The organism is Streptomyces silaceus (assembly GCF_001419745.1).
Lineage (GTDB): Bacteria > Actinomycetota > Actinomycetes > Streptomycetales > Streptomycetaceae > Streptomyces > Streptomyces silaceus.
Window position 1 is genome coordinate 1 of record NZ_LIRJ01000338.1, and the last position, 12246, is coordinate 12246.

The 12246-nt window shown below is 72.2% G+C and carries 10 protein-coding genes; 3 read left to right on the plus strand and 7 right to left on the minus strand.

What is annotated here, in order from left to right; translation table 11 throughout:
* Positions 1-13: 13 nt before the first annotated feature.
* From AOK22_RS28015 to pgsA, 4 genes are all read right to left on the minus strand, one after another.
* A complete protein-coding gene (locus tag AOK22_RS28015; RefSeq protein ID WP_055701505.1) occupies positions 14-559 on the minus strand; it encodes a LemA family protein in 546 nt (181 codons plus the stop codon).
* 65 nt (positions 560-624) lie between these two features.
* On the minus strand, positions 625-1785 hold the full coding sequence (locus AOK22_RS28020; protein ID WP_055701506.1) for a glycosyltransferase family 4 protein: 1161 nt from the start codon (positions 1783-1785) through the stop codon (positions 625-627).
* On the minus strand, positions 1782-2735 hold the full coding sequence (locus tag AOK22_RS28025; protein ID WP_055701507.1) for a phosphatidylinositol mannoside acyltransferase: 954 nt from the start codon (positions 2733-2735) through the stop codon (positions 1782-1784). Before AOK22_RS28025 ends, AOK22_RS28020 begins: the two co-directional genes overlap by 4 nt.
* Entirely contained in the window at positions 2732-3400 is a 669-nt protein-coding gene (pgsA, locus tag AOK22_RS28030; RefSeq protein ID WP_055701508.1) for a phosphatidylinositol phosphate synthase, read from the minus strand. The genes AOK22_RS28025 and pgsA overlap by 4 nt, the downstream gene beginning before the upstream one ends.
* Positions 3401-3658: 258 nt before the next feature.
* Here pgsA and AOK22_RS28035 point away from each other — a divergent pair, with 258 nt between their 5' ends.
* Entirely contained in the window at positions 3659-5857 is a 2199-nt protein-coding gene (locus AOK22_RS28035; protein ID WP_055701509.1) for an elongation factor G-like protein EF-G2, read from the plus strand.
* Positions 5858-6039: 182 nt separating this feature from the next.
* Entirely contained in the window at positions 6040-7707 is a 1668-nt protein-coding gene (locus AOK22_RS28040) for a hypothetical protein (RefSeq protein ID WP_055701513.1), read from the plus strand.
* A gap of 85 nt (positions 7708-7792) precedes the next feature.
* On the opposite strand, the gene AOK22_RS28045 is transcribed toward AOK22_RS28040, so the two are convergent.
* A complete protein-coding gene (locus AOK22_RS28045; protein ID WP_055701510.1) occupies positions 7793-8359 on the minus strand; it encodes an HIT family protein in 567 nt (188 codons plus the stop codon).
* 67 nt (positions 8360-8426) lie between these two features.
* Here AOK22_RS28045 and AOK22_RS28050 point away from each other — a divergent pair, with 67 nt between their 5' ends.
* Positions 8427-9173 (plus strand): potassium channel family protein, encoded by a 747-nt coding sequence (locus tag AOK22_RS28050; RefSeq protein ID WP_055701511.1) that lies wholly within the window; start codon positions 8427-8429, stop codon positions 9171-9173.
* Between the two features lie 16 nt (positions 9174-9189).
* Here the strand turns inward: AOK22_RS28050 and thrS are convergent, their stop codons facing one another.
* The gene (gene thrS, locus AOK22_RS28055) at positions 9190-11169 is read right to left on the minus strand and encodes a threonine--tRNA ligase (RefSeq protein WP_055701512.1); all 1980 of its coding nucleotides are present in this window, start codon (positions 11167-11169) and stop codon (positions 9190-9192) included.
* Between the two features lie 138 nt (positions 11170-11307).
* Positions 11308-12246 (minus strand): hypothetical protein (locus AOK22_RS28060; protein ID WP_055701514.1); only part of this gene is annotated, 939 nt, incomplete at its 5' end.

Consider the following 12246-nt stretch of genomic DNA (forward strand, 5'->3'; position numbering starts at 1 on the left):
CTCCCCCGCCCCCCTAGGCCGTGGCCCGGTCGGCCAGCGCCACCGGCGGTTCGTCGTCCATCTCGAAGGCCATCGGGAAGGGCGCGTGTCCGGCGAGCCGGAACCAGCGGACCTTGCGGTGGCGGCGCAGCGCGCGGGCGGCGCGCACCGCGTCGTTGTGGAAGCGCCGCGCCATCGGCACCCGGCGGACCGCCGCGGCCAGCTCGCTCGCCGCCTCGTCGCCGCCCGGGGCCTCCCGGACCGCCTCGACCTGCTGGGCCTCGCCGAAGATGGCCCGCAGCGCCTGGCTGAGCTCGCTCTCGGCGACCTCGCGCTGTTCCTCCTCCGCCTGCCGGGCCGCGTGCGCCGCTTCGTAGAGCACGATCGAGGCGGCGGGGTCGAGCACCCCCGAGGTGGCCAGCTCCTGGGCGACCGAGGCGCGGCGCAGCAGTTGCGCGTCGAGCGCGGCGCGGGCGGCGTCGATGCGGGAGTGGAGCCGGTCGAGGCGTCCGGCGGTCCAGCTCAGGTAGAGGCCGATCGCGAAGAGGGCGACCGCGATCCAGATCAAAGTGGAGGTCACGGGCCCACAGGCTAGTCCCCTCCCGGGGCCCGGCTCGCCGCCGGGCGCCGGGAGCGGTCAGGGCGTCAGTCCCTGGCGAGCCCGAACCGCGCCCGCAGCCCGCTGCGTTCGTCGGCGGCGACCGAGGCCGCGCCGTCCGTGACGGTCTCGTACACCGCGAGGATGTCCGCACCGACCGTCGACCAGTCGAAGCGCCGCACGTGCAGGCTGCCGCGCTCGCGCAGGCCCTCGCGGCGCTCGGGGTCGGCGAGCAGCCGCACCGCCGCCTTGGCGAGGGACTCGGCGTCCTCGTTGCTGAACAGGTCGCCCGCCGCGCCCTGGTCGAGGACCTGGGCGAAGGCGTCCAGGTCGCTGGCGAGCACGGGCGCGCCCGCGGACATCGCCTCGACGAGGATGATCCCGAAGCTCTCGCCACCGGTGTTCGGCGCGACGTACAGATCGACGCTGCGCAGCAGCCGCGCCTTGTCCTCGTCGCTGACCATGCCGAGGAACTCCACCCGGGAGCGCAGCTCGGCGGGGAGCGAGGCGACGGCCTCCTCCTCGTCGCCGCGGCCCGCGACCAGCAGCCGCGCGTCCGGCCGCTCGGCGAAGATCTGCGGCAGCGCCTTCATCAGGACCGGCAGGCCCTTGCGGGGCTCGTCGATGCGTCCGATGAAGCCGATCGTCTCGCCCTGCCACTCGGGCCGGGGCTCGGCCTTGGCGAAGAAGTCGACGTCGACGCCGTTCGGGATGACGACCGCGTCACCGCCGAGGTGTTCGACGAGCGTGCGGCGCGCGTACTCGCTGACAGCGATGCGCGCGCTGATCTTCTCCAGGGCGGGCTGGAGGATCGGATACGCGGCGATCATCGCCCGGGAGCGCGGGTTGGACGTGTGGAACGTCGCGACGATCGGGCCCTGGGCCGCCCAGCAGGCGAGCAGGCCGAGCGACGGGGACGCCGGCTCGTGGATGTGGATGACGTCGAAGGTGCCGTCGTGCAGCCAGCGGCGCACCCGCGCGGCCGACAGGAATCCGAAGTTGAGCCGGGCGACGGAGCCGTTGTACGGCACGGGAACGGCCCGTCCCGCCGAGACGACGTACGGCGGAAGCGGTGTCTCGTCGTCGGCCGGGGCGAGGACGGAGACCTCGTGTCCCAGGCGGATGAGGTGCTCCGCCAGATCGCGGATGTGGAACTGGACGCCGCCCGGCACGTCCCACGAGTACGGGCAGACGATGCCGATCCTCACGACTGCCCCTCGGCGGCCGGCCGGCCCTCGGGGGCGGCGGCCTCGGCGGGCGCGGCCTCGGGGCGGGGTTCCAGGTCGGCGAGCCACAGACGCTGCAGCATGTGCCAGTCCTCCGGGTGGTCGGCGATACCGGTGGCGAAGGCGTCGGCCAGCGCCTGCGTCATGACAGACGTCTTCTCCGCCCGCGTACCTGTCTCGGGGACGTCGACGGGCGGGTGGACGCGGCCCTTCATGACCGGGGAGTCGTCGTACCAGAGGGTCACGGGAAGCAGCAACGCGCCGGTCTGCTGGGCGAGGATCGCGGGGCCCGCGGGCATCCGCGCGGTGTCGCCGAAGAACTTCACCTCGACCCCGGAGTCGGACAGGTCGCGGTCCGCGACGAGGCAGACGAGGCCGCCCGCGCGCAGGCGCCGGGCCAGCGTGCCGAAGGCTGAGCCGCCGGTGTGCGGCAGGACCTCCATGCCGAGGCTCTCGCGGTAGGCGACGAAGCGGTCGTACAGCGATTCGGGCTTGAGGCGTTCGGCCACCGTGGTGAACGGGGTCTCCAGCTTGGTGGTGACCCAGGCGCCCGCGAGGTCCCAGTTGCCCAGGTGCGGCAGGGCGAGGATCACGCCCTTGCCGGCGGCGAGCCCGTCGGTGAGGTGGTGGACGTCCTTGACGTCGAAGCCGTCCCTGACGCGCTCCCGGCTCCAGGACGGCAGCCGGAACGACTCCATCCAGTAGCGCAGGTAGGAGCGCATACCCGCCCGGGAGAGCTCGGCGAGCCGCTGCGGGCTCGCGTCGGGCACCACGCGCGCGAGGTTCGACTCCAGGCGCAGCACGCCCTTGCCGCGCTTCTTCCAGGCCGTGTCGGCGATGGTCCTGCCGAGCCGCTCGGCGACCGGCTCGGGGAGCTTCTTGACGGTGCTCCAGCCGAGCCCGTACAGCGCGTCGGTGAGTCGGTCCTTCACTTCGCGGCCTCGCTCTCCGGCGCGTCGGCGGCCGCGGCGTCCGCCTCGGCGGACTCGCGGCGCACCGTCACGACCCGCTGGACGAGGGTGACCAGGCTGCCGACCGCGACGATCCACAGGGCGATGGGCAGCAGGATGTCGATGCCCGGCACGCCGAACGCGTGCAGTCCGGCGAGGCCCGCGGCGACCAGCGAGATCACCAGGCGCTCGGCGCGCTCCACCAGGCCGTTGACCGCGACGGGCAGGCCGATCGCCTCGCCGCGTGCCTTGGTGTACGAGACCACCTGGCCGCTGGCCAGGCAGAAGATGGAGACGGCGCACAGGATGTTGTCGTCGCCCGACCCGGCGTACCAGAGGGCGAAGCCGCCGAAGATCGCGCCGTCCGCCACCCGGTCGAGCGTCGAGTCGAGGAAGGCGCCCCAGCGGCTGGAGCGGCCCAGCTGACGGGCCATGTTGCCGTCGACGAGGTCCGAGAAGACGAACAGCGTGATGACGATCGTGCCCCAGAAGAACTCGCCCCGGGGGAAGAAGACCAGCGCTCCCGCCACCACACCGGCCGTCCCGATGAAGGTGACCGCGTCGGGGCTGACCCCGCGGCGGATGAGAAACGCGGCGAACGGTGTGAGGACACGCGTGAAGAATGCACGCGCGTACTTGTTCAGCATGGCCTTCCCGAGGGGTCGGTGAGCCGCGCGGCCCCGTTGGCCACCGGCTGGCCCATCGTAGTCACGCCCTTGACGCACCGGCTCGCGCCCTCACGATCGCGTACGACGTATGGACGCAGAGTGACCCGAGTGGAAAGCTCGAAAGCACCACGGGCGCCGCCGGAGCCGCCCCGCACCCGGCCCCGCGTGTCCGCGAGCAGCCAGCATCCCCGAGGGGGCTGAGCCTCCTCACCGTGCACGTAACCGGGAGGCCAAGGCATGGGCGACAAGGCGAACGCACACCCCGGAGCCGCCGGCAGGGCAGCATCGGCCGACCACCCCGCGTCCGTACGGAATGTGGTGCTGGTCGGCCACAGCGGATCGGGCAAGACGACCCTGGTGGAGGCCCTCGCGCTGACCGCGGGAGCGGTGAACCGCGCGGGCCGGGTGGAGGACGGCACCGCCGTCTCCGACTACGACGAGATAGAACACCGGCAGCAGCGCTCGGTACAGCTGTCCCTGGTCCCCGTCGAATGGGGCGGCTTCAAGATCAATCTACTGGACACCCCCGGCTATGCCGATTTCGTCGGGGAGCTGAGGGCCGGTCTGCGCGCCGCGGACGCGGCCCTTTTCGTCGTCTCGGCGGCGGACGGCGTGGACGGCGCCACCCGCATGGTCTGGGAGGAGTGCGCGGCGGTCGGCATGCCGCGCGCCATCGTGGTCACCCACCTGGAGTCGGCCCGCGCCGACTTCACCGAGATGACCCGCACCTGCGCGGAGGCGTTCGGCGCCGACGACCCCGACGCCGTGCTCCCGCTGTACCTGCCGCTCCACGGCGAGCAGGGCCCCGACGGACACGCCCCGGTGACCGGCCTGATCGGGCTGCTGTCGCAGCGGATCTTCGACTACGCCTCCGGTGAGCGCAAGGAGTCCGAGCCGGGCCCCGACCAGCTGCCCCTGATCGAGGAGGCGCGCAACAAGCTGATCGAGGGGATCATCGCCGAGAGCGAGGACGAGTCCCTCATGGACCGCTATCTCGGCGGCGAGGAGATCGACTTCAAGACGCTCGTGGACGACCTGGAGCGGGCCGTGGCGCGCGGCATCTTCCACCCCGTGCTCGCCGCCGCGCCCGCCGCGGAGGGCGCCCGCCAGGGCATCGGCACGGTCGAACTCCTCGAGCTGATCACCGGCGGCTTCCCCACGCCCCTGGAGCACCCCGCCCCGGCCGTGACCACGCCGGGCGGTGCCGCACGGCCCGCGCTGGCCTGCGACCCGGCGGGCCCGCTGGCCGCCGAGGTGGTGAAGACGGCGTCCGACCCGTACGTGGGCCGGATCTCGCTGGTCCGCGTGTTCTCCGGCACCCTGCACCCCGACCAGACCGTCCACGTCTCCGGGCACGGCCTGGCCGACCGGGGCCACGAGGACCACGACGTCGACGAGCGCGTCGGTGCCCTCTCCTCCCCCTTCGGCAAGCAGCAGCGCACGCTCACCCGGTGTGTCGCGGGCGATCTGGCGTGCGTGGCCAAGCTGAGCCGCGCCGAGACCGGCGACACCCTCTCCGGCAAGGACGACCCGCTCCTGATGGAGCCCTGGGACATGCCGGACCCGCTGCTGCCGCTGGCCATCCAGGCGCACAGCAAGGCCGACGAGGACAAGCTCTCGCAGGGGCTCTCGCGACTGGTCGCCGAGGACCCGACGATGCGGCTCGAACAGAACCAGGACACCCATCAGGTGGTCCTGTGGTGCCTGGGCGAGGCGCACGCCGACGTGGCCCTGGAGCGGCTGCGCAGCCGGTACGGCGTGCAGGTCGACGTCGTGGCGCACAAGGTCTCCCTCCGGGAGACGTTCGCGGGCCGGTCGGCGGGCCGGGGACGCCACGTGAAGCAGTCCGGCGGGCACGGCCAGTACGCGATCTGCGAGATCGAGGTCGAGCCGCTGCCCGGCGGCAGCGGCATCGAGTTCGTCGACAAGGTCGTGGGCGGCGCGGTGCCGCGGCAGTTCATCCCGTCCGTCGAGAAGGGCGTGCGCGCGCAGGCGACGCGGGGGGTCGCCGCCGGTTACGCGCTCATCGACGTGCGCGTCACGCTCCTGGACGGCAAGGCGCACTCGGTGGACTCCTCCGACGCCGCGTTCCAGACGGCGGGCGCGCTCGCGCTGCGCGAGGCGGCGGCCGGCGCGAGGATCCATCTGCTCGAACCGGTCGCCGAGGTACAGGTGTTGGTCGGTGACGACCACGTCGGCGCGGTCCTCAGCGATCTGTCCGGGCGGCGCGGCCGGGTGGTCGGCACCGAGCAGGCGCCCGGCGGGCGCACGCTCGTGCGGGCCGAGGTCCCCGAGATCGAGATCGGGCGGTACGCGGTGGATCTGCGGTCCCTCTCGCAGGGCACCGCGCGTTTCAGCCGTTCCTACGCGCGCCACGAGCCGATGCCGCCGCAGCTGTCCGAGAAGATCCGCGAACAGGCCCAGGACACGGCCTAGTTGGAGCACCCGGTGCGGACCGCCCGCCCCGCTCCGGCGGGCGGGCGGCATTCCGATTGTCCCCTGCCGGATGTCGGTGCGCCCGGATACGCTGATGACCTGATCAACGGATGTGCCGTCCGGCAACAGGTGTGCCGGACAGGGAAGTCGGGAAGAGCCGCAACAGCGAAGGCGTCGCGGCGATGGGGGCGGCAGTGGCGGACGATGTATTCGACTTCAGGCCCGGGGCCCAGGTTCCGCTCTCGGGTGCCGCGGGACAGACCGCGGCGACGCACGCCCTGGCCTCGGCCGCGTATCGCGACGGCGATGTGGACGGCATCCTCCAGGCCAACAACGAATGGCACAAGTCCGAGGTGAAGAGCGGCCTCTGGTCGCTGTTCAAGCCGAACCTCGGCGAGGCGTTCGCGCGGACCGTGCAGGTGCGGATGCTCGGCGGCGGCCGCAGCCCGCTCATCCAATCCTTCGGGATCGAGCCGCAGGCGGTCGTCGAGCACTGTCTGGCGGCGAACCGCATCCGCAAGCAGCGCGACAGCTGGCTGACCGCCGTGATGGTCCTGTGCGGCCTGCTGTTCCTGCCGGGCCTGATCGTGTGGCTGGCCGTCTTCACCATCAGGCGGCAGGTCGCCAAGAGCGACAACAAGCGCGCGAGCGCGCTGGCCACGGCCGTGCTGGTCGCCGTCGGCGTCCTGGCCGTGCTCTTCCTGATCAAGCTGCCCTTCGACGGCTTCTGGGCCTGGTATCTGCGCGCGGCGATCGTCCTGCCGGTGGTGGGCTGGTACTGGGCCAAGCAGATCGCCGAGCGCACCGCCAGGGACATGCGCGAGCGCTGGTCGGGACTCCTCTCGGGCGGCGGCATCGGCGCGAAGATCCCCGAGGCGGTGCCCGGCAGTCCGGGCGAGACGGCCGCCGAGCAGCTGCGCCAGGGCCTGGCCCGGCTCTCCGCGGAACAGCAGAGCAACTCCGTGTTCTACGCCGGGCCCAAGGGCATATTGGGCATGGGCACGCGCTGGGGCAGCTGGCAGCTGGCCGAGGAGCTGGTCCCCGCCGAGGCGGGCAAGGAGATCAACCCCTTCCGCAGCTGGGACGTCATACGGGCGGTGCACGACCAGCTCCGCATGCTGGAGCGCGGCCCCCTGCACACCGGCGGTTTCACCACCCCGGACATAAAGCACTGGATCGTCGCCCCGATCGGGGAGAACGCCAAGTCGGTGTCCCGCCCCACCGGCACGGACGTCGAGGCCTTCCAGATCCGCGGCCACGAGGTCCAGCGGATCTGCAACGAGCAGCAGTTCGGCAGCGGCAACCGCCACTACCTGGGCGTGCAGTTCACGCTCTGGGACGGCCAGTTGGTCATCACGATGCTGATCACGGTGACCGTGCTGCACGAGACGCTGCGCATCGAGGTCACCGGCCACGCCCTGGGCCCCGTGCACTCGCTGTTCACCAGCAAGCCGTCGCCGAAGACGAAGACGGTCGCCAAGCCGATCAAGTTCTGGGAGACCACCTCGCGCAATCTCCCGCTGGTCGACGCCGACGAGGTCGTGCGCCTCGCCGTCCGCGCCCCCTTCACCTGGTACCCGCCGCTCCTGGACTACCTCGGCGGCAAGCTGGTCCTGCCCGAGCCCTTCGGCCTGCGGCACGCCTGGGCGGACAAGCCGTGGCGCCACCGCTTCATGGCCGACGACGCGCTGCGCGCCGCCACCCCGGTGCTGCGCGTGGTGCACTCGGCGGCGATCAAGGTCCTGGAGGAGAACGGCGTGAACACGGACAAGTTCGGCGCCCGCTCCAGCTTCCTCAGCGGGGCCATCCAGGACCCGATGCCGAAGAAGGCGGATGTCTACGACGCGTGAGCCCCGCGCGACGGCCCGGTCCGAGGTCCGGGCCTCGCCCCGCGCGGCCCGCCCGGGTGCGGGCCGGACCGCGCGGGGCACACCCCTAGGCGGTCGGTACGGGCCAGGCGTCCGCGAGCATCTTGCGGGTGTCGGCGAGCAGCTGCGGCAGCACCTTCGTGTGCCCCACCACCGGCATGAAGTTGGTGTCGCCGCCCCAGCGCGGAACGATGTGCTGGTGCAGGTGCGCGGCGATGCCGGCGCCCGCCACGGCCCCCTGGTTCATGCCGATGTTGAAGCCGTGCGCCCCGGACGCGGCGCGCAGCGCCGTCATCGCCTGCTTGGTGAGCGCGGCGAGCTCGACGGTCTCCGCGTCGGTCAGATCGGTGTAGTCGGCGACGTGGCGGTAGGGCACGACCATCAGGTGCCCGCCGTTGTACGGGTAGAGGTTGAGCACCGCGTACACCTGCTCGCCGCGCGCGATCACGAGCCCGTCCTCGTCGGACTTGGCCGGGATGGAGCAGAAGGGACAGCCGTCGTCGGCCCCCGGTCCCGTGGGCTTGTTCTCGCCCTGGATGTACGCCATCCGGTGGGGCGTCCACAGGCGCTGGAACGCGTCCTGCGTCCCCACTCCGATCTGCTGCTCCGGCTCACTCGTCATGGGGTGCAGCATATGACTTCGCCCGTTCGGAGCGTGTCGGCGGGGCGGATCCCCGGGGCCCCGCGGTGAAGCTTGGCCGATGATCGACGACAGCCGACAGGCGCGCTGGGAGAACCGGGCGGAGCTTCCGCTGGGGGTGGCGTCGGCGCTGTTCCTGGCGGCGTACGCGGTGCGGGTCCTCGCCCCGGGGCTCCCCCCGGCCTGGCGTACGGCGTGCGTGGTGGTGGCGCTCGCGGCGTGGGCGGCGTTCGCGGTGGACTACGCGGTGCGGTGGCGGCTGAGCGGCCAGGGCCTGCGCTTCGTCCGTACGCACTGGCTGGATACGGTCGTTCTGGCGCTGCCGCTGCTGCGGCCGCTGCGGATCGTGCACGTCTACGAAGCGGTCCAGCGGCGGCGCGCCCGTCCGCGGCTCGCCCTGCACGCGCGCGTGAGCGCGTACGCGGGCCTGGCCGCGCTGCTCATCGGCTTCGCCGCGGCCCTGACCGTCTACGACCAGGAGCGCGGCGCGCCGGGCGCGACGATCGAGACCTTCGGGGACGCGGTGTGGTGGGCCTGCGCCACCCTGGCCACGGTCGGATACGGGGACATGACCCCGGTGACACCGCTCGGGCGGCTCGCCGCCGTCGGCCTGATGGGCTGCGGTCTCGCACTGCTCGGCGCGGTGACGGGCTCGTTCTCCTCGTGGCTGCTGCAGGTCTTCTCCCGCGAGGAGGGCGAACGGGACGAGATCCGTGAGGACGGTGGGAACAGCGGGGACGGCACGAGGCCCCCGGGGAACACCCCGGGGGCCTCGTTACGCCACGACGACGGTGCCCGGCCGGAGTGACCGGCCGGGCATCCGGTCAGACCTGCGCACGCTCCTCGACGACCTTGGCGATCTTCGCGATGGCCTCGTCGACGGGGATGCCGTTCTCCTGCGAGCCGTCGCGGTAGCGGAAGGACACCGAACCGGCGTTCATGTCCTCGTCGCCCGCGATGACCATGAAGGGCACCTTGGCCTTCTGCTGGTTGCGGATCTTCTTCTGCATGCGGTCGGACGACGCGTCGACCTCGACGCGCAGGCCCTGGGCGCGCGCCTTCTCGGCGAACTCCTGCAGGTACTGCACGTGGCCGTCGCCGATCGGGATGCCGACGGCCTGCACGGGCGCGAGCCACGCCGGGAAGGCACCCGCGTAGTGCTCGAGGAGCACGCCGAAGAACCGCTCGATCGAGCCGAACAGGGCACGGTGCAGCATGACGGGCTGCTGGCGCGAGCCGTCCGCGGCGGTGTACTCCAGGCCGAAGCGCTTGGGCTGGTTGAAGTCGACCTGGAGGGTCGACATCTGCCAGGACCGGCCGATGGCGTCCTTGACCTGGACGGAGATCTTCGGGCCGTAGTACGCGGCGCCGCCCGGGTCCGGCACGAGCGGCAGGTTCTGCTTCTCGGCGGCCTGGCGGAGCGCCTCGGTGGCCTCGGCCCAGTCCTCGTCCTCGCCGATGAACTTGTCGGAGTCGTCGCGGGTGGACAGCTCCAGCTCGAACTCGGTCAGGCCGTAGTCGCGCAGCAGGTCGAGCACGAAGGTGAGGAGGTTGTCGAGCTCCTCGGCCATCTGCTCCTTGGTGCAGTAGATGTGCGAGTCGTCCTGGGTGAAGCCGCGCGAGCGGGTCAGGCCGTGCACGACGCCCGACTTCTCGTAGCGGTACACCGTGCCGAACTCGAAGAGGCGCAGCGGCAGTTCACGGTAGGAACGCCCGCGCGACTTGAAGATCAGGTTGTGCATCGGGCAGTTCATCGCCTTGAGGCGGTAGTTCTGCTCGTCGAACTCGATGGGCGGGAACATGCCGTCCGCGTAGTGCGGCAGGTGACCCGAGATCTCGAAGAGCTTCTCCTTCGAGAGGTGCGGGGTGTTCACGAACTCGTAGCCGGAGACCTCGTGGCGGCGCCGCGAGTAGTCCTCCATGACCTTGCGGATCACACCGCCCTTGGGGTGGAAGACCGCGAGACCCGGGCCGAGCTCCTCGGGGAAGGAGAAGAGGTCGAGCTCGGCCCCGAGCTTGCGGTGGTCGCGCTTCTCGGCCTCGGCGAGGAACTCCAGGTATGCCTTCAGCTCGTCCTTCGACGGCCACGCGGTGCCGTAGATGCGCTGGAGCTGCGGGTTCTTCTCGCTGCCCCGCCAGTACGCGGCGGCCGAGCGCATCAGCTTGAACGCGGGGATGACGCGGGTGGTGGGCAGGTGGGGACCGCGGCAGAGGTCCTTCCAGCACAGCTCGCCGGTCTTCGCGTCGAGGTTGTCGTAGATGGTCAGCTCGCCGGCGCCCACCTCGGCGTCGGCACCGTCGGCGGCCTGCGCGGCGTTGCCCTTGAGGCCGATGAGCTCCAGCTTGTACGGCTCGTCGGCGAGCTCGACGCGGGCGTCGTCGTCGGTGGTGACGCGGCGCGAGAACTTCTGGCCCCGCTTCTGGATCTCCTGCATCTTCTTCTCGATGCGCTTGAGGTCCTCGGGGGTGAACGGCTCCTTGACGTCGAAGTCGTAGTAGAAGCCGTCACGGATGGGCGGGCCGATGCCCAGCTTGGCGTCGGGGAAGAGCTCCTGCACGGCCTGCGCCATGACGTGCGCGGTCGAGTGGCGCAGGATGTTCAGGCCGTCCTCGGAGGAGATCTCGACGGGCTCGATCTCGTCGCCCTCGGCCACGGCGTACGCGAGGTCCTTCAGCTCGCCGGCCACGCGGGCGGCGACGACGGTGCGCTCACCGGGGAAGAGCTCGGCGGCCGTAGTGCCCGTCGTCACCACGCGCTCTTCCCGCTCGGAATCGCGTTGGATGATCACACGGACGTCTGACACCGGTCTCTCCTTGCTGAAGGGGGCTGCGGCGCTTTCCTTTCACGCACGCACTAGGGATCGTACCGAGCCCGGGGGGCCCGCCGCGAAACGGCCGCCACCCGGCCCCCGGAAGGCCGCCCTCCGATCCACCGCCGGTGCTCAGTCCGTGCTGCACGCCTCCTCGAAGAAGTCGAGGTTCTCCTGGAGCGACTTCATGAGCCGGTCCCGCTCGGCCTCGTCCACCTGGACCGGCACCACCCCGCCCGCCCCGGTGAGTCTGCGGAACCCGCCCCGGCTCTCCAGGCGCCCGTGCACCCGGATCGGCAGCCCGACCAGATGGGCGTGGCCCGCGATGCGGTACGACTCCTCGTCCAGCGTCATCCGCACGTGCGGGACGTCCGCGCCCGCGAGCACCCGGATCCGCACGGTGCCGTCCCCGCGCGGCGAGGTCCGCCGCATCCGCACCACGGCCCCGGTGATCCGCACCGGCACCGACGGCTCGTCGTGCAGATAGCGGGCGCCCGCCTCGCGCAGTACGGGCAGGTCGCCGGGCGAGAACTCCACGGGCTCGGCGGACGCCGCGCACCCCTCGGGCACCCCGGCGCCGGGAGCCCACTCCACCGCGACGCGGGCGCCCTCCGTGCCGCGCACCAGCGCCACGATCGCCTCGGTCAGCTCATGGCTCACGCCCGCCTCGACGGCGCCGTCGAAGGCGTCCATGCCGCCGGTGGCGCGCTGGTAGTCGACGGCCTCCCGGGCCGCGTACAGCGCCTGGTGCAGCCGGACAGTGAGCGACCGGCCGGTCGGGACGGGCACGAAGGCGGTCAGCCCGCGCCCGCCGGGCGCGGGCCCGACCAGCACGTTCTCCAGGGACGCGGCGGCGGGGCCGCGGTGCCGCGCGCCGTAGTACCCGGCGCGGCCACGCGCGGCGAGCGCCCCGGCGAGCAGCATCTGGCGTGCCGCGGCGCGCAGTTGTTCCTCCACCGGCCAGGTCGCGGAGCCCGCGGGGCCGACCGGCACATCGCGCCACCAGCGGATCTCGTCGCTGGGCACGGCGAGCCCGACGAGCACGTCGCGGGCGGCGGGCGAGGCGCTGCG